Source organism: Dactylosporangium sp. CA-139066, assembly GCF_050936175.1.
Taxonomy (GTDB): Bacteria; Actinomycetota; Actinomycetes; order Mycobacteriales; family Micromonosporaceae; genus Dactylosporangium.
This window is the reverse complement of the sequence record NZ_JBNJNH010000001.1, coordinates 2,928,214-2,947,699: the sequence shown is the minus strand read 5'-3', so window position 1 is coordinate 2,947,699 and position 19,486 is coordinate 2,928,214. Positions and strand designations below refer to the sequence as shown.

General features: G+C 72.2%; 7 protein-coding genes. 2 read left to right on the top strand and 5 right to left on the bottom strand.

The features are described 5' to 3' along the window. Positions 1–201 precede the first annotated feature (201 nt). Entirely contained in the window at positions 202–792 is a 591-nt protein-coding gene (locus tag ACQEVU_RS13480) for a response regulator transcription factor (protein ID WP_433323208.1), read from the top strand. A gap of 71 nt (positions 793–863) precedes the next feature. Here the strand turns inward: ACQEVU_RS13480 and ACQEVU_RS13475 are convergent, their stop codons facing one another. The 5 genes from ACQEVU_RS13475 to ACQEVU_RS13455 are packed head-to-tail and all read right to left on the bottom strand — an operon-like array spanning position 864 to position 13,723. Beyond that, on the bottom strand, positions 864–6,332 hold the full coding sequence (locus ACQEVU_RS13475) for an SDR family NAD(P)-dependent oxidoreductase (RefSeq protein WP_433323206.1): 5,469 nt from the start codon (positions 6,330–6,332) through the stop codon (positions 864–866). Beyond that, positions 6,329–6,724: an acyl carrier protein gene (locus ACQEVU_RS13470; protein WP_433323204.1), complete on the bottom strand. Its 396-nt coding sequence runs from the start codon at positions 6,722–6,724 to the stop codon at positions 6,329–6,331. The genes ACQEVU_RS13475 and ACQEVU_RS13470 overlap by 4 nt, the downstream gene beginning before the upstream one ends. Continuing rightward, the gene (locus tag ACQEVU_RS13465; protein WP_433323202.1) at positions 6,721–9,861 is read right to left on the bottom strand and encodes a non-ribosomal peptide synthetase; all 3,141 of its coding nucleotides are present in this window, start codon (positions 9,859–9,861) and stop codon (positions 6,721–6,723) included. The genes ACQEVU_RS13470 and ACQEVU_RS13465 overlap by 4 nt, the downstream gene beginning before the upstream one ends. Beyond that, positions 9,858–10,604, bottom strand: a complete 747-nt coding sequence (locus ACQEVU_RS13460; RefSeq protein WP_433323200.1) for a thioesterase II family protein — start codon at positions 10,602–10,604, stop codon at positions 9,858–9,860. Before ACQEVU_RS13460 ends, ACQEVU_RS13465 begins: the two co-directional genes overlap by 4 nt. After that, positions 10,601–13,723 (bottom strand): non-ribosomal peptide synthetase, encoded by a 3,123-nt coding sequence (locus ACQEVU_RS13455; RefSeq protein ID WP_433323198.1) that lies wholly within the window; start codon positions 13,721–13,723, stop codon positions 10,601–10,603. The genes ACQEVU_RS13460 and ACQEVU_RS13455 overlap by 4 nt, the downstream gene beginning before the upstream one ends. A 184-nt stretch (positions 13,724–13,907) precedes the next feature. Here ACQEVU_RS13455 and ACQEVU_RS13450 point away from each other — a divergent pair, with 184 nt between their 5' ends. Beyond that, the gene (locus tag ACQEVU_RS13450) at positions 13,908–19,484 is read left to right on the top strand and encodes an SDR family NAD(P)-dependent oxidoreductase (RefSeq protein WP_433323196.1); all 5,577 of its coding nucleotides are present in this window, start codon (positions 13,908–13,910) and stop codon (positions 19,482–19,484) included. Positions 19,485–19,486: the final 2 nt, after the last annotated feature.

Here is a 19,486-nt window from a genome sequence, read left to right as displayed (position 1 = left end):
TTCACGGGTCACGGGCAACGGCGACAGGCTGTCCTCGAATCTAGGGACAAACGAAGGTCATCGCGGCCCCTTGCCTATCAGGACCTTGTCGACAATTATGGATGGACGATCGCAGCCGCTCGGCAGGCGAGGCACCAGCCGGATCCGGGCGGCGGCGGCGGGCCATTTTGGCTCACTCAGGTCCATTGCCACGGGGGTAACGTGATCCGGGTCGACATTCTGGATAGTTCGCCAGTATTTCTCGACGGTCTTGTGCACGTATTCACTCAGGCTGGAATACGCGTCCTCAACGCCAAGACTTCGCCTGAAGAATTATCCAACTGGCTGGCTGACGTCATCATTATAGATCCCGATACATTAAATCCGTCCGGCAAACTCGAATACATTGCGACGGCGGCGCGCTCAACATCGGTGGTCGTGCTGTTACCAGTTCCGTGCCGCGACGTCACGCCGTATCTGGGCGTCGGAGCCTCGGCGGTGGTCAGTAAACGTGAGCGGACGGAGACCCTGCTCAACGCCGTCCGGCTGGCGACCAGCCGGACGGGCGAACCGGAGCCGGCGACCGATTCCGACGCGGCGGGCAACCAGGTGCTGTCGACCCGGGAGTCGCAGGTCTTGCGTGGTATCTCGCGCGGGCTGACCCACGGCCAGGTCGCCACCCGGCTCGGCATCAGCCGGCACACCGTCGACACCTACGTCAAACGGATCAGGGCGAAGCTCGGCGTGGGCAACAAGGCCGAACTGACCCGGGCCGCGTTGCTGGGCGGCTCGCCGTTGGACCGCAGTTCCTGACGCGCGTGGTGTATCTGCAGCCGGCGGCCGGACCGGGCCGTCGGCTGCCAGCGATCGCACCATGGCACCGCCTACCGCCCCTCGCCGCGGCGGGCCTCAAGTTCCCGCAGCAGGTCCGTGAACGTCCGCGCCTCCAGCAGCAGCCCGATCCGAAGCTCGAAGCCGAGCGACTCCCGGAGGCGGGCCGCCAGCTCGACGGCCGTCAACGAGTTGCCCCCGGCGTCGAAGAAGTCCTGGTCGGGATCGACCTCGTCGAGTCCGAGCACCTGCAGCCACACGGCGCGCAGACGCGCTTCCAACGAGGCGTCATCCGGTGCCGGCACCGCCGCGCGGATTCCCTCGGGTGCGACCGGCCGATCGACCACCGGGCCGTCATGCCCATCGCCGACCGGCGGGGCCATCGGGTCCGGCGCCGGGCGGGCTACCGGCGGCACGACCATCGCGCCCGGCACCGCCGAGGACGGCGACGGCGTCGTGAACGGCACCGGCCGCCGCGGGAACTCGTCCAGCGCGCCGGCGTGCGCCACCAGCACCGGACCGGTGGCGCCCGCGTCGAGCAGGCGGAACAGCAGTTCCACGGCGAGACGCGGGGCCAGCGCGCCGACGGTGTCGCCCACTGGCGAATCCCCCTGCGGCGCCGAACGTGCGGTGCCGTCCCGCCGGTCCGGCGGCCTTACCCGTGCGGACCGGCGCACCCGCTCCTCGTCGGCCATCACCATGGTGAACCCCTTGACGGCAACGACGATCGTCCCGTCCTCGCCGATCACGTCGAGATCACCAGATGCCTCGCCTGCGCCGGCATCGGGCGAGCGGCGCACATGGGCGTGGAATCGCGCCGGCAGGTCCGCGTGCACGACCACACTGCGATAGTGAAACGGCACGGATGAGGCCTGTCCGGGGCCGCGCACGGCGGCGGTGACGGTGTCGAGCAACGCGGGATGCAGCGCGTGATCCGCGACCTCTGCGGTGTACGCAGCGGGGATCGCCACCTGCAGGAGCTTTTCGGCGCCCCACGTGCGGGCGTCGACGATGTTGTCCCAGTGCGGGCCCAGCGTGAAGAAGCCGCGCTCGAGGCTGGGCCGACCGGGCTCGCCGGCGGTGTTGAACCGCAGCCGCAGCGCCTGCAGGTCGACCGCGTCGGCCGGGCCTGGCGCCGCCGCGACACGGCCTTGTACATGGACGGTCCATGGCTCGTCGCCGTCACGCGGCCGGGACTCCACGACCACGTCGTGCCGCGGCCCGGCCGGGTTCATCGTGATCCGCACCAGCCGCGTGGCCTGATCGAAGTAGGGCGCCAGGAAGACGACGTCGCTGAGCTCCACCGGTCCGCCGCTGTCGGCCACCCGCTCCCGGTACATCCGCACGATCAGGTCGAGGAACGCGGTGCCGGGCAGCAGCGGGATCCGACCGACCCGGTGCTCGTCCAGCACCCAGTCGGTCGCCGGCCCCATCTCCCGCTCGAGGACGACCTTACGATCGGCCGGCTCGGGTACAGCAGCAAGATCGCGAACCGCCCGGTTGAGGGCATTGACATCGACACCGGCGCGGCCGGCCATGCCGGGCCCGCCCCACACGGGCCACGCGATGCTCAGCACCCGCCCACGCGCCAACGGCGATGACACGGCCGCGGCATCCAGGTAGGCGTTCGCAGCGGCGTAGTCCGCCCCGCCGACGAGGCCGTCGGTCGCCGCCCGGCTGGAGAAGTAGACGGCGAAGTCCAACGCGGCCCGGCCGGCGAAAACCGCCTCGAGGTTGGCGGTGCCCACGGTCTTCGGCGCCAGCACCGCGGCGGCGTCGGCCACCTCCCGGAAGGCCGCCATGCGGTCACCGGCCAGTCCAGCGAGGTGGAACAGGCCGTGCACCGGCCCGTAGGCATCGTTCACGGCGTCGACCGCCCGAGCCAGCGCCGCGCGATCCGTGACGTCGCACGCCAGCACCATCGTCTCGGCGCCCAGTGCCCGCAATGCGGCGAGGTCCGCGCCCGCCACCCGTGCCGGATCGCGGCGGGCGAGCAGAGCGATACGCGGTCGCAGACCCGTGCCGGCCAGTCCCTTCGCCACCGCCAGGCCGAGGGCGCCGCAGCCGCCGGTGATCACGTACGTGCCGTCCTCCCGGATCGCGCGCGCGGCCGGCTCGGGCGGCGCGTAGGCCTGATGGCGTGGTGCCCAGCGATGACGGCCCCGCAGCGCCACCACAGGCTCGTCGTGATCCCGGACGATCTCGCCGGCAAGCGCGGTCGCATCGACCCGGTCGCCGACATCGACGCCGACGCACCGCAGCCCAGGCGCCTCCCGCCGGACTGCGCGGATCAGGCCGAGCAGGCAGGCGCGGGCCGGGTCCACCGGTTCGGCTCCCGACACGTCCAGCGATCGGCTGGTGATCACCACCGTTCGCGGCGACACCCGCCAGTGGCCGGAGGCGACAACCAACCGGCACAGTGCCAACAGGCTCAGGACGCCGCCGCTGAGATGTTCGTCGAGCGGACCGGCCGCCGGCTGTCCGTACGTCGCGGCATGAACCACCACGTCCGGCACCTCGCCGGCCTCGGCGAGCCGATCGAGCACCCGTTCCAGGTCCTCGTGCCGGCCAGGCCGGACCTGAAACCCGCCGTCGTGTTGGAGAAATGCCTCGCCGTGCTCGACCCGGACCGGCCGCAGTCCGGCTCGCTGGACCGCGAGCACGACGGCCATGGCGTCATCGGCTCCGACGGGCAGGAGGACCAGCGCGAGCCGCCCGCCGGCGGGCATCCCCGGTGCGGCCGGCCCGGCGTCCGGCTCGACCCAACGCACGACGCCGAATGGAAGTGCCGCCCCGTCATCGGTGCCGGCTCCCACGCTTTCGGGCGCCGGCTCGCCGCCGACCGTCCGGTCGGGGGCGGCCGGGCCGGGCGTTGTACTGTGCCGCCGGTCATCCTCGGTGGCCGGTTGTACCCAGTACCGGCTGCGGTCGTAGGGGTAGCCGGGCAACGCCACACGGGTCATCGGCGCCGGCTGCCCCGCCGCCGACCAGTCCACCGCGCACCCGGCCACCCACAGCTGCGCCAGTGCCTGCAGCACGGCCCGACGATCGTCGCCCTCACCGGCGAGGCTGCGCACGGCGATCGCCGACCGGCGCAGCGGATGACGCCGGGCCAGGGAGGTGAGGACGCCATCCGGCCCCACCTCGAGCAGCACATCGGGTTCGGCCTGCACGAGCAGGTCCGTGAGCGCGGCGTTGAACCGCACCGGCCGGGTGAGCTGACCGGTCCAGAACTGGTGGTCCGTCAGCGCCTCGGCCCCGGCCAGGCCGCCCGTGCTCGCAGAGTAGAACGGCACCACCGGCGCACCGAATGCAACGCCGTCGAACGCCTCGGCCCATTGCGTGGCCGCGGCTCCCCATCCGGGATGATGGAACGCGGCGGAGACCGGAAGCCGGCGGCACGCGAGCCCACGGCGGGTCAGCCGCGCGGTGAGCGTGTCCAGGGCCGCCTCCGGGCCGGAGAGGACCGTCTGCCGATCGTCGTTGACGGCCGCCAGCGCGACGCCGTCGCCGAGGTCGCCGGCGAGCTCGTCCGCGGCGGCCGCCACGGCGAGCATGCCGCCGGTCATCGGATGGGCGGCCATCGACGCCCCGCGGGCGGCAACGAGGCGCGCGGCGTCCGGCAATGCGAACACGCCCGCCACCGTCGCGGCCGTGATCTCCCCAAGGCTGTGGCCGACGACGGCGGCGGGCGCGCCCGTCCAGGCGCGCCACGTCGCGGCGAGCGAGAAGCCGACGGAGAAGAGCAGCGGCTGAGCCGCCGCGGGATCGTCGACGGCGGTGCCGTCCCGCCAGCGCCGGTACAACGGAACGCCGACCTGCTCGAACGCCTCGAGGCATTCGTCGAATGCGATGGTGTACTCGCGTTCGAAGCCATAGAGGCCGCCGGCCGCCCGCGGTGACCGGACGCCCTGACCGGGGAACAGCAAGGCGATCGACGGTTCGTCACGGACGGTCCCGGTTGCGACGACCGCACCGGCCGGATCAGACAGATCGGCAGCGGCGGCCGCGGCGGAGTCGCAGACTACCGCGGCGCGAACCCGGTGCGCGGTGCGGCCGTGCTGCAGCGTGGCCACGGCGTCCGCGAAACGTTCCTCCCCCTGACCGGCGAGGAAGGTCGCCAGCTCGCCCCGCAGCCGCCGCTCGCCCTCGGGCTCCCGGGCGGACCACACCACCACGCGCGGGCGGTGGTCGGCGGCCCGGTGCCGCGCCGGCGGCCCTTCCGCCAGCAGGGCGTGCGCGTTGGTGCCTCCGATACCCAACGACGTCACGCCGGCGATCCGGCGCCGATCTTCGCGCCGCGGCCACGGCGTCGGCAAGCCGGTCACCCGGAACGGCGTCTCCTCGAGCTTCAGCATCGGATTGGCCTGCCGGTAATGCGCCGTGCCCGGGATCGCCTCACGCTCGAGCGCGAGCACCGCCTTGATGAAGCCGGCGATGCCCGCCACGGCGCCGAGGTGACCGATGTTCGACTTGACCGAGCCGAGGACGCAATCACCTGGTGGCACGTCGCCGGCCAGCGCACGGTATGCCTGGGCCAGGGCCGCGACCTCGATCGGATCGCCCAGCGCTGTGCCGGTCGCGTGCGCCTCGACGTACTCGACCTCGTGGGGCGCGACGCCGGCGAGCTGCATCGCCTCCATGACGACGGCGGCCTGACCGGACACGCTCGGCGCGCTGAAACTGACCTTGTCTGCGCCGTCGTTGTTGACGGCGCTGCCGAGCAGCACGGCGTGCACGCGGTCACCGTCGGCGACGGCATCGTCGAACAGCTTCAGTACGATCGCCGCCGCTCCGCTGCCCCACAGGGTTCCGTCGGCGCGGGCGTCGAAGGGGCGGCAATGCCCCTCCGCGCTCAGAACGTTGCCGGGCGTCCACAGGTACCCGCCGGTCAGCGGGACCCGGATGGCCGCACCGCCCGCGATCGCGGTCTCGCACTCGCCTGCACGCAGCGCCTGAGCGGCCATATGAATCGCGACCAGCGTGCTCGAACACGCGGTCAGCACCGTCATGGCCGGTCCACGCAGGTTCAGCCGGTACGCGGCGGTCGTGGACAGATAGTCGGTCTGGTTCAGCGTGTGCGCCAACATGCCGGCCGGTCCGACCAGGTCGGGCCGGCGGCGCAGTTCGTGGTCCTGGTAGCTGTTCGGCCCCGCGGCGCCGAACACGCCCACGCTGCCGGGCACGGCGAACGGGTCGTACCCGGCGTGTTCGAATGCCGCGTGACAGATTTCGAGGAAGACCCGGATCTGCGGATCGCACAGCTCCGCCTCGCGCGCCGTCATCCCGAACAGGCCCGCATCGAAGCGGTCGGCGTCCGGCAGGACCGGTGCGGCGGGGACGTAGTCGGTGTTGCGCAGGTCCGCCTCATCGACGCCGTGCGCACGAAGCTCGTCGGCGGTCCACCTCGTGATGGACTCCGTGCCGGACATCAGGTTACGCCAGAACTCGTCCAGGTCCGACGCGCCGGGGAAACGGCCCGCCAGGCCGACAACGGCGATCCGCGGCAGACTTTCCATCATCGTGCGGCCCCAATCGTCGACCGTATCCAGGCGCGCGTGCGCCGGCGTTCCCGGACCCCAGCGGCGCCGGGCCCACTGTCCTCCCGAGGATGCGCCGATTCCTCGGGTGACGGTCCGGTCTCGGGGTGCGGGCGGCCGATGTCCTGGCCGGCCAGGTGGCGGGCCAGCGCGCGGAGGCTCGGGTACGTGAACAGCGCCGTGATCGACAACCCGTCGTAGCCGAGGCGGGCCGTCACGGCCGCATGGACTCGCATCAGCTCGGCGGAGCCGAGGCCGGCTTCAAAGAAGTTCGTGTCCGGGTCGATGTCGGCCCCGATCTCGTCCGCGACGAGCCGCGCGAGCCGTGCCCGCAGTGCGCGTTGGGTGCCCAAGCCCCGCCCGTCGGCGCTCATGCCGCCGGTCCCGGTGCGGCGCCGTGGACCAGCGCGGCAAGCGCGGCCGGGGTCGGCGCCCGGAACACCATGCCCATCGAGACCGGCACGGCGCACCGCTCGGACACCAGCTCGGCGAGCTGGAGCGCCATGAGGGAGGTACCGCCGAGCAGAAAGAAGTTGGCGTCCCGGTTCGCCACCGGGCGGTCGAGCACGTCGTGGAAGGCGCGGATCACGTCCCGCTGCACCTGCCCGGCCCGGGCGTCTCGGGGACCAGCCGGAGGCTCAGCGCCGGGCTCGTCCGCCGCCGGGTCGGGCGCGGCGCGGCCGTCGGGGGGTTCCGCCTCGGCGGCAAGGCGCAGCGCGGCAACATCCACCTTGCCGTTCGGTGTGCGGGGCAGCTCGCCGACGACGGCGATCCGGCCGGGCAGGCTGTAGGACGGCAATCGATCACGCACGGTCAGCCAGACGTCGTCGGCCAGACCGGGCCGGTCACTGGCGACGATGTACGCGACGAGCCGGCCGTCGGGGCCGCTCGGGTCGCCGCACAGCACAACGCCGGCGGCACGCACCTCGTCGTGCTCGGTCAGGGCGTTCTCGACCTCGCCGAGCTCGATTCGATGCGCCCGCAGCTTCACCTGGCGGTCTCGCCGGCCAAGCAGCTCCAGGCGGCCGTCCGGCAGCATCCGGGCGAGGTCGCCTGTGCGGTAGTACCGGCCCGCACCGGGGAGTTGCCCGAAGCGTTCGGCGGTGAGCTCCGGCTGCCCGTGGTAGCCGTCCGCGACCCCCAGGCCGCTGATGCACAGCTCGCCGACGACGCCCGGCGCGACCGGTCGCTGTCGTTCGTCCATCACGTGTACGCCGGTGTTGGCTATCGGTCGGCCGATCGTGATGGGATCGAGCGCATCGGCGAGCAGTTCCGACGCGGTCGACCAGATCGTCGTCTCGGTCGGCCCGTAGACGTTCAACGTTCTGCACCCGGCCGTGCGGAACCGGCGGGCCAGCGCCGGTGTCATCGGCTCGCCACCGCACAGAGCGACCAGCCCGTCCAGGCGCCGCCCGGCCGCCGGCAGCACCAGCGACCAGGTGGTCGGCGTGGCCTGCACGATCGAAGCCCGGCTGTGCTCGATGAGATCGAGCAGCCGTTGGGGCGCGGCTCGTACGTCGTCCGACGCGACCACCACTCGTCCCCCGGCGATGAGCGGCAGGAACAGCTCCAATGCCGAAATGTCGAAGGCGAACGTGGTCAGCCACAGCACGCCCGTCGACCGGTCGGCGTCGAGCGTCCGGGCGAAGTGATCCACCACGTTGGCGAGGTTGCCGTGGGTGAGGCGCACCCCCTTCGGCCGCCCGGTCGACCCGGAGGTGTAGATCACGTACGCCAGCGCCTCGGGATCCGGCAGGCGGACGTCCTGGTCCGGGATCGATGCGCCGTGGTCGGCCGGCTCGGGCACGTGCAGCTCGATCCGGCCGACCAGACACTCCGTGGGCAGCCGACGTCCGTCCAGGATCACCGAACAGCCGGCGTCGTCGAGTTGCTGAAGCAACCGCCGCGGCGGGTGCTCGGCATCCAGTGGCAGATATGCCGCGCCGGCCAGCCACGTTCCCAGCACCGCGGCCGCGAGCTCGGCGCCGCGCCGGCCGGCCACGCCGACGATGTCACCGACGGACACGCCGTGTGCCCGGAGCATCTCGGCCACAGCCCGGGCAAGCCCGATCAACTCGCGATAGGTGACCGTGCGTTCCCCGTCGACGACCGCAACCGTGTCGGGATGCGAGCGGGCGGCCCGCAGGACCGAGGCGGCGACGGTGACCACCGGTCCACCCGGCACCGATGTGGCGTTCACCGATTCGGCAAGCGCCCGCTCGTGCCCGGTGCGCAGGTCCAGGTCGCCGACCGCGAGCCGCGCCTCGCGATGGGCCTGCTCGATCGCCAGCGCCATCCGGTCCAGCAGCGCCTCGGCGAATGCGCGGTCGTGGATCTCGGTGCTGTACCCGAGGCGGGCGAACAGCAGTCCGAACGCCCGCTCCATGGTGAGCTCGATCTCGAACCGGCACAGTCCGGTGTGGACGTCGCGGACCGGGGTCGCGACGTCGCCCGGCACGCCCGGCCCCGGCAGCCGGTAGTTGAACAGGTGCCGGACCAGGCCGGTGCGCCACCACAACGGATCGTCGCCGGCGTGGACCATCTCGGGGGCCAGCATCTCGAACGAGACGTCCGCGTGCTCGACGCCGTCGAGCAGCCCGGCACCGATGGCCGCAACCAGATCGGCGAAGGTCGCGGCCGGATCGATGCGCACGCGCAAGGGCAGCGTCGTCACGTGGTACCCCACGCTCCTTGCCGACACGGCGGACCGGGCGTTGACCATGACGCCGACGAGACAGTCGTCGGCGGCGCCCTGCGCACGCAGTGCCAGCAGGTAGGCGGCCAGCAGCACCGCCGCCTCGGTGCCGCGGCAACGCCGGCGCAGCTCCCTCACCGCATCGGCAAGAGGTTCTGGAAACTGGCGGACGATGTCCTCGCCCGCGAAGGTCGGCGCCGGCGGGCCGGGCGCCGCCACGGCCAGCCGCATCCCGGCCGGGTCGTAGCCGGCCAACTGCTCGCGCCAATACCGTATGGACGCCTCGGAAGGCACCGGCGGCGACAACGCCGGGGGCAACGGCATGTCGGGAGGTTCACCGACGTCGGCGAGGCGGGCATAGGCGACGCGCAGCTCGGCCAGCAGCTGCTCGAGGCTGGGGGCGTCCACGACCAAATGGTGAGCGACCAGGCAAATGCGCTGCGGAGCGCTGCCGACCTGGAAGACGCCCAGCCGGACCAGCGGCGCGGTGTCCACCGCGAAGGGCGTGGCCGCGTATTCCCGCAGCGCGGCATCGGCGTCCCCGGCCGGCACGGTGATGAGGTCGACGCCGGCATCGATGGCCTCGGCGCGCTCGACGTACTTGACCGGCGTGCCGTCCACCATCCCGAACCGGCACCGCAGGGCCGCATGCCGAGAGATCAGCCAGCGCAGCGCCTCGCGCATCGGCCACCAGCGCACCGGCGCCGGCGCCTCCACGTAGACGCCGACATTGGCCAGGCCGGTCGCCGGCGCCAACTGTTGCAGCAGCCACAGCGACCGCTCGCCCTCGCTCAGCGTCCCGCGTTCCACGCTCATCGCTCACCGGCCAGCGTGTCGCGCACGACGGTGGCGACCTCGTCGCGGGCCTGCTCCAACACCCAATGACCGCCAGGGACGCTATGCAGCTCCACGGGCATGGTCGTCTGGCGGCGCCAGCCCAGCAGGGCACCCCGCCGAACCTGGTCGTCCCGGCCCGCGCACACCACCAGACGGTGCGGCAGGGGCGGCGCGGCGGCATGCTGATACGCGGCCAGGAGCGCGAAGTCCGCCCGTACCGCCGGCTCGGCGACCCGGCGCAGGCGGTGATCGGCGGCCATTTCCGGCTGAATGCCACCGGCGGCGACGAGAGCGTCCCACAGCCGATCGCTGGGCAGCTCGGCCAGCCCATAGGGTCGCCGCGCGATGTCGGGCGCCTCGTGCGACGCCACAACCAATGCCACCGGGGGTGTATGAACGCGCGCACGCAGCGCTCGCGCTACGAGGTACGCGATGACGGCACCGGCGCAGTACCCGAACAACGCGTAGGGACGCCGATCGACCCGCTCGGCCAGCTCGTCGGCGAGCCGGTCGGTCAGGACCTGCAGGTCGTCGGGCGGGGACTCGTCCAGCCTCGCCTGCCGGCCGGGGAGGTTCGCCGCGAGCAGCCCGACGTGCGGTGCAACGGCCCGGGCCAGGTCGGCGAACTGGGCGCAGCCGGCCCCGGCATGCGGAAACGCGAAGAGCAGCGCGGGCGCCGCCGCGTCGTCGTTGAGCGATACATACCAGCCGCTCTGGCTCATCGGCCCGCCTCCCCCAGTGCGCCGGCCGGGACGCTGATCTCGGTTTCCTCGACGAGCCGCGGGTCCTGCCGCGAGAGCCAGGCGAGGAACCGCCGCGGCGACGGCGCGTCGAAGATGACGTCGAATCCCACGTCGCGGCCGAACGCGGCACCGATCCGGTCCGCGAGGGCGACGGCCAGCAGCGAATGCCCGCCGCTGAGGAAGAAGTTGGCATCGGCGTCGAGCCGGTTGTCGCCGAGGACCTCCCGCCACAGCAGCACCAGCCGGCGCAGCACGGGGTCCGGCGGCAGCTGCGCCGGCTGGTCGGCGCGGGCGACGAGTGCGGTCACCATCCGGGTGTCAACCTTGCCGTTGCCGGTCAACGGCAGCCGGTCCAGGAGCACGTACCTGCTCGGCACGGCGAACGCGGGCAGAATGTCCATCAGATAGGCGCGCAGCCCCTCGTCGTGCAGCGGCGGGCCGCCGGCCGGCACGACCGCCGCCACCAGGGCCGTGTGCTCCTCGGCCGCGGTCTCGACGACAACGGCGGCGGCGTGCACCTCGGGATGGCTGTGCAGCGCCGCCTCCACCTCGCCGAGCTCGAGGCGGTGACCGCGCACCTTGACCTGCCGGTCCGCCCGCCCCAGAAACGTCAACCCGTTCTCGTCCAGCCGCACGGTGTCGCCGGTGCGGTAGCAGCGCCCGATCTCGGGGTCCGGCACGAACCGCGCGTCGGTGAGCTCCGTGCGGTCCCGGTAGCCCAGCGCCACACCATCCCCACCGATGCGCAGTTCCCCGGGTACACCGGGAGGAACCGGCCGCCCGTCCGGGTGGCACACCCGGACACGCGTGTTGGCGATCGGCACGCCGATCGGCACGGGGTCGGTGACCGGCGAACGCAGCTCGGCCACCGTGGACCAGATCGTCGTCTCCGTCGGGCCGTACACGTTGAACAGCCGGCACCCGGCGGCGAGAAGGCGCTCCGCCAGCGACGCGGTCAACGGCTCGCCGCCGCACAGCACGCTCCGGCCGGCGAGCTGACCGTCCACCGCTGCGAGCAGGTGCCGCCACATGGTGGGCGTCGCCTGCACCACGCGGACGTCCGCCTCCGCGATCAGGTCCAGCAGCCGGCCGGCGGCGATGCGATCGTCGTCCGCCGCGACGACGAGCGTGGCCCCGGCGACCAGGGGCAGTAGCAGCTCCAGCGCGGAGATGTCGAACGAAAACGTCGTCGACCACAATGTCCGGTCGGGCGGACCGACGCCCAGCCGATCGACGAAGTCACCCACGACGTTGGCCAGGTTTGCGTGTGACACCTCGACGCCCTTCGGACGTCCGGTCGACCCGGAGGTGTAGATGACGTACGCCGTGGCGGAGCCGTCCGGAATGGTGCCGTCACTGTCCGGCGCCGGGGCTCTGCAGCTGTCCGCCAGGGACAGCACGGCACGGCCGGAGGCGAGGGAGGCGCCGAGATCGCGGTCGCTGATGATCAACCTTGCCCCGGCGTCCTCGAGCTGGCCGGCGAGCCGCGCGGACGGGTGGTGCGGGTCCAACGGCAGGTAGTGACCGCCGGCGCCCCAGACGCCGAAGACGGCCGCGGCGAGCTCCGGGCCGCGGTCGGCGAGCAGTGCGACGGTGTCGCCCGGTTGCAGGCCGCGCCGCAGCAGTGCGCCTCGCACGCCGTCGGCGGCGGCGAGAAGCTCCCGGTAGCTGACCGTCCGGTCCGCGCACCGGATCGCCGGCGCGCCGGGAGTCGCCGCGGCCCGGGCGCGTATCAGCTTCAGGACGGTCGGGGCTGCGGGCCGCGCGGTGGCATCGAGGCGGGCCTGCCGGGCTTGGTCCGCGGCGCTCCATGCGCGTACGGCGCCGATCGGCTCGTCGACCGCGGCCGCCAGTTCCGTCAGCAGTGCGTCGTACCGCTCGAACAGGGTGCGGACGTAGGCGGTGTCGTGCACCTCGGTGCTGTACACGATCGTGACATCGATGTTCGCCTCGGAGGCGTACACGATCCATTCCACGTCGAGCCGGCTCATCGCGTTATGGACCTCGAACACACGGACGGAGCTTTCCGCCATGCGCAGCTTGCTGTCCGAGGGAGGGCGGTAGTTGAACGAGTGCCGGAAGAGGGGCACCCGCCAGTCGTTCGAGCGCGTGGCCAGGACGCTCTGCACCGCCTCGAACGAGGCGTCGTCGTGTTCCAGCCCCTCCAAAAACGCCCGGCAGGTGCGGCGGACCAGCATCGCCGCGGACATCTCCTCGTCGACGTCGACCCGGACCGGCAGAGTCCTGGTGTGGAAGCCGACCACGTCACCGCCGGCGCGACGCCGGCCGGCGACCGGGATCCCCACAACCACGCGCGGGCCGACGCCATGCCGAGCCAGCAGGAGGTAGAAGGCGGCGAGGAGGACCAGATTCTGCGTGACCTTCGTGCGTTCCTGCAGCCGGGTCACGGCCGCCACTGCCGCCGGGGACAGCCGGTACTCGATCTGAGCCCCGGCGAACGTAGGGCGGCCGGCGATCGGCCGGGCGCCGGCGAGCGCCATGGTCGCCGGATCGACCCCATCGAGGTGCTCGACCCAGTAGTCGATGACCCGCTGGTCGGGGTCCGGCTCGAAATAGATCGGCGCGGCCGTGGCGAGCTCCGGCGGGGCCTCCCCGTCGGCGGCGAACCCTTCGTAGAGGCTCGGTAGCTCGGTCATCAGGATGACGGTCGACGTGTAGTCCATGACCAGGTGGTGCGTGACGAGCAGCACCACGCTCGCCTCGGGCAGCAGCACGAGGTGGGCCCGGATCAGCAGCCGGCCGTCGAGCTCGAACGGGCGGGTGACCAGCTCGGACAGCACGGCCGGAAGGTTCGGTTCGTCCGCACCCTCGGTGCTCAACGGAAAGGTGCTCTCCGGCGACACGAACCGCTTGTGCGGTACGGCGTGCTCGAAGGTCAGGACCGCTCGCAGCGCCGCGTGGCGGCGCAGCAGGTGGTTGAGCGCCTGCTGCAGGGGCCACCACCGCAGCTGCCGCTCGACGCGTACCGCGATGCCGACATTGCAGATGCCCCGGCCGGGCACCAATTGGTGCAACAGCCACTGTGCCTGCTCCTTGGCCGAGATCGCCACGTCGTCCGGTAGCAGCGGGTGCTCCATATCGCCGCCTGTTCGTGTTCGCTCGAGTGCCTGCGCCGTTTCGTCGTGTGCAGCAGTCAATCAGCACCCGTATCAGCCGACCTGTCGCGATTTTGCGGGACGTGAACGGCCCATGTACCGCCCAGACAATCACCATGCGCCAGGCTGCCGGGCCGGCGGGGTAGCGGTGGCAACGGAGGTGCGCATGGCTACAGTCGAACCGATTGCCATCATCGGCATGGCCGGCCGATTTCCGGGCGCGGACGACATCGAACAGTTCTGGCAGAATCTGACGGACGGGCGGGACTGCCTCACCGAACTCACCGACGAGGAACTGGACCGGTATTTCGAGACCTCGGACGTGATGGCGCATCCCAACTATGTGCGCCGCCGCCCGATCATCCCGGATTCCGACTCCATGGATGTCGAACTGTTCGGCATGACGCCCCGCGAAGCCGAACTGCGTGACCCCCAGTACCGAATGCTGCTGGAGGCGGTGCACGGCGCGCTGGAACACGCCGGCTACGACCCGATGGACTACGCCGGTCAGATCGGGCTGTTCGCCGCCACCAACGCCAACCGGTACCGCTACGACTACGTCGAGCGCCACGAGGAACTCGTCGAAAGCGTCGGCTACTCGGCGATCGACGTCGCCAACCACCCCGACTACATGAGCACCTTCGTGTCCTACAAGCTCGGGCTGCGTGGGCCGAGCGCGACTGTGCTCACCGCCTGCTCCAGTTCGTTGACGACCGTGCACATGGCCTGCGTTGCCATCCGGGCGGGCGACTGCGACATGGCCGTGGCGGGCGGAGTGGACATCGAGTTTCCATATCATCGCGGCTACATCCCCATCCCGGGCGGCATCCGAGCCATGGACGGAGTCGTACGGTCGTTCAGCGCCGACGCGACCGGGACGAACTTCGGCGATGGTGTAGGCGCGGTCCTGCTCAAACCGCTGTCCGCGGCGCAGGCCGACAACGACACCATCTACGCGGTCGTGCTGGGCTCCGCCTGCAACAACGACGGCGCGCGCAAGGTGGGCTACACCGCCCCCAGCGTCGCCGGGCAGAGCGAATGCGTCCGCAAGGCGCTGGCGGTCAGCGGCGTGCATCCGCGTGACATCGGCTATGTCGAGGCGCACGGCACGGCAACCCGCGTCGGCGACCCGATCGAACTGGCGGGGCTGATCGACGCCTTCCGCTCGGCGAGCCCGGATGCGCTGCCGGCACAGTACTGCGGGCTCGGATCGGTCAAGTCGAACATCGGCCACACCGGTCAGGCCGCCGGCATGGCGGCGCTGATCAAGACGGCACTGGCGCTGAGCCGGCAGCTGGTGCCGCCGAGCATCAACGCCACCACGCCGAACCCGGAGGTGAACTGGGAGGAGTCCCCGTTCTACCTCAACACCGAGCTACGGCAGTGGCCGGTCGTGCCCGGCACGAAACGCCGGGCCGGGGTCAGCTCGTTCGGCATCGGCGGCACCAACGCACACCTGGTGCTCGAAGAGGCGCCGGCCGCGTCGCCGGTATCCCAGCCGCCCTCGGGCGAGGTGCTGCTGTGGTCGGCGATGAACACTGCGGCGGAGGGCGCCCTGCGGGAGCGGCTCGCCGCGCACTTCGCGCAGCTGGATGACGCGGCCTTTCACGACGCCGCGCACACGCTGCGGGTCGGCCGCACGAAGCGGCCCGTCCGGGCGGCACTCACCGCGAGCGGATCGGCGGATGCCGCGGCCGGCCTGCGGGATCACGCTCGGGTGCGCACGTGGGACGGGGTGAGCCGCGAGATCGTCTTCGCGTTCCCCGGTCAGGGCGCGCAGTACCCGGCGATGTGTCACGCGCTCTACGACCGGGAGCCGCTGTTCCGGCAGGGCTGCGACGCCGCGTTCGAGGTGCTCGAACCGCTGCTCGGACGCGACCTGGGGGCCTTGTGGCGTGCCGGGACCGATGCCGCCCAGCTGGCCGAGACCGAGGTGACCCAGCCGCTGCTGTACGTGCTGGAGTACACCCTCGCACACTGCCTCAGGCATTGGGGTGTCGAGCCGCGTCAGCTGGTCGGGCACAGCCTCGGCGAGCTGGTCGCGGCCGCGGTCGCCGGCGTGTTCGACTTCGAGACCGGCCTGCGGGTGGTGGCCGAACGTGCCAGGTGGATCCAGCGGATGCCTCGGGGCACGATGCTGGCCGTCGCGGCAGGCCGGCACGCCGTCGACGATCTCATCGCCGGCGACGTTGCGCTGGCCGCCATCAACAGCGGCCGGGAGGTGGTCCTGTCCGGCCCGCAGGACGCGATGCAGGCCGCCGCGACACAGCTGGCCGAGCGGGGTGTGGCGAGCCGGACGCTGACCACGTCACACGCCTTCCACTCCGCGTCGATGGCCGAGGCGTCACAGGGATTTGCGGCGGTACTGCAAGACGCGGCGCTGCGTGCGCCGACGATCCCGATCGTCTCGGCCGCGACCGGGACGGTCATGAGCGAGGCCGAGGCGACGTCGGCCGGGTTCTGGGCGCGGCAGCTCGTCGAGCCGGTGAACTTTCACGCCGCCGCGGCAACGATCTTCGCCGGCGGACCCGTCACCGTGTTGGAGGTGGGCCCGGGCCGCACGCTCACCGCGCTGCTGCGCGGCCGACCCGACGCGCGCGAGACACAGAGCCGATGCATGCCCGCCGTCGGCCGCGACGACGGCGGCCTGGCGCTCGACGACTGTCTTGCCCAGCTGTGGGTGGACGGCGCGCCAGTCGGCTACTGGCGTCAGCGACAGGCGCCCGGCTCCCGGCGGGTGGCGGTGCCGGGTTACCCCTACCAGCGCCGCCGCTACTGGCTGGACCCGCCCCGCCCGCAGAAGCCGGTCGAGGCAACGATGACACCGCCCGAGGCGCCGCCGCCGGCCGAGGCACCGATGGCACCACCGCAGCGACCGGTGGCAGGCGAGATCCCGGCGTCACGGTGGCGGCTTGCCGAGCTGCAGTGGATCCGCGACACCGCCGCTGTCGTCCAGGCGCCGCCGAACGCCGTGCCGGGCGGCGCCGGCGTTGCCGTCCTGCTCGCACCGCACGAACGCCGGTCGGCCCAGGTCGCGCAGGCATGCGTCCAGCGCGCCGGCTATCGGACGCTGCGATGCGTGAGCGGGACGGGTGGATCGCACAGTGGCGCCGAGATCGACGCAACCGACGCTGATGCCTGGCTGTCGCTACTGGAGAACGCGGCGACCCGGTCCGGCGGTCCGGTCCTCGTCGCACACGCCGCTCTGCTCGATCCGCCCGCCGACATGGACCGGTCCACGCCGCAGGAGCAGGTCGCGGGCATCATCGACAGCGTCCTCGCGGCGCTCAAGGCCGCCGCCGCATTCCAGCGACGGCGCGGCGTTGCCGTGCATCTGCTCGTGCTCGGCCGAGGCCTCGTCGACGTCACCGGCGGTGAGCTGGTGAATCCCGCGAACGCCGCCGTGCTCGGCCTGCTGCGCACCGCCGAGCTCGAGAATCCGCAGGTGCGCTGCCGGGTCATCGACGTGGCATGGCGGGCGGCGGAACACACCATCAGCGCGGCCATCGCCGACAGGGACCAACCGTTGCTGGCGATACGCGGCACTACGCGCTGGCGGCCGCTGCTGGCACCGGTGCCGCCCGCACCGCAGCCTTCGAACTCGCAGTTGCGGTACCGGGGCACCTACCTCATCACCGGCGGCGCCGGCGGCATGGGCCTGGTCCTCGCCCGGGCGCTGGCCGAGACGGGCCTTCGACCGTCGATCGCACTGCTCGGGCGGACGCCCTTCGCCGAGTTGCCCGACCGCGACGAGGTCGACGCGGCGCTGGCGGCGATTGCCGACGCCGGCGCGGACGTGGCCTACCTCGCCGGTGACGTCGGCGACCCGAAGTCTTTCGACACCGTCGTCAACGAGGTGGAACAGCGTTTCGGCCCGGTCAACGGCATCGTGCACGCGGCCGGGATCGCCGGCGGCGGTCTGCTCGAACGGCGCAGACCAGCTGATGTGGGCCGGGTGCTGCATCCCAAGATCGGCGGTGTGCTGGCCATCGAGGAGACCTTCGCCCGGCGCCGGCCGCTGGACTTTCTCGTACTGTGCTCGAGCGTCGCCGGACTCACCGGCATGTTCGGTAGCGGCGACTACGCCGCGGCCAACGCCTTCCTGGACGCGCACAGCGCGGCGTGCGCCGCGGGCGAGCGGCGTACCGTCTCGGTCCAGTGGCCGGGATGGGCCGAGGTGGGCATGCTCGCCCGCTCCGCCGAGGCGGCGGTGCTGTTCGGCGGGGCCGACTCGGTCCCGGCCGGCACCAAGCCGGGTGCCGGCCGCATTTCGCGACCCGCGGCCGCCGGCGGCTCGCCGAACGCCGAGACGACGGTGGCGCTCGAGCTGGTGCGCACGCCGGGCCGGGACTGGGAATTCGACGAGCACGTCTTCGAGGGCGTGACGCTCCTGCCCGGAACGAGCCTGCTGCAACTCGCGGTCCTCGGCGCCCGCGCGGGAATGCCCGGTGATCACTGGAATCTGCAGATTCGGGACCTGGTCTTCTTGGCGCCGCTGGTTGGCGACGGGCCCCGGGAGATCCGCGTCGTGGTCTGGCCCCTCGGCGAAGGCCGGCGGCTCTCCGTGCAGTCCCGACCGCAAGGCGGCGACGGCGTCTGGAAGGACCATGCCTCCGGCATGATTCTCGACGCCGAGCCGGTCGAGGGCATCGGCCTGGACGACCTGCGTGCGAGGCTGGTGTCGCCGGCGAGCACCGGCGTCGTCGACTGGATTCGGTTCGGACCCCGCTGGGACAGCGTCACCGAGGTGCGAGGGGACGACACCGAACGACTGGCCCGGCTGGTCCTGCGCGAAGCGTTCCTGGCCGACCTCGACGAGCATCCGATCCACCCCGCCCTCGTCGACGTGGCCAGCGGCGTCCTGCACGACCTCGTCGCAGGCCGGGCGTACGCGCCCTTCATGTACCGCAAGGTGGTCGTCGCCGGCCCGCTGACCGGCGACGTGCATGTGCACATCCGCTTCAGCCGGCAGGCCCGCACCGCCGTTCGCGCCGTCGACTTCGACATCTACGACACCGAGACGGGGCGCCTGCTGCTGTCCGTCGAAGGGTTTGCCATGCGCGAGGTCGCCGAGGGCGGGCTCGCGGCCGGCAGCCGGACGAACAACCTGTCCGCGCCGCAGGCCACGGTGCCGGCGGCGAGGGAACCGATCCCGGCCGGCCCCGACGCGGCCGGCCCTGGCTCGTCCGGCGGGGCGGATCCGGCGGTGAGGGCGCCGGATCGGCCCGACGTGCTGCTCCCGGAGGAGGGCGCGACGCTGCTCCTCGAGCTGCTGTGCCGCCCGTGCCCGCCCGTCGTGTTCGTCGGCCTGGCCGACGCGGAGCGGCGGGTGCCGGGTATTGCGTGGGCGGATCAGAACACCGCCGCGATGCGGCCGCCGGACACGCCTCCGGCCGCCGGCCACGACCCCGGCGCCGAGCGGCCGCCCGCGAACCTGCCCGGACCCGCGTCCATGGGCGAGCACGTTCGCCAGGACCGGCCCGGCGGCGGTGACGACAGCACCCTGAGCGCGCTGCAACGGCTCTGGAGCATCGCGCTCGGCGTGCCGGACATCGGCCTCGACGACGACTTCTTCGAAATCGGCGGCAACTCGCTCACCGCGGTCCAGCTCACCAGCCAGATCAATGCTCATTTCAGCACCGACCTCGGCGCCGGCACGCTCTTCGACTACCCGACGCTGCGGGCGCTCGCCACAGACGTGCCCGGGCTTCGCGACGCCACGGCCCGGCTCCGGCCGGCGTAAGG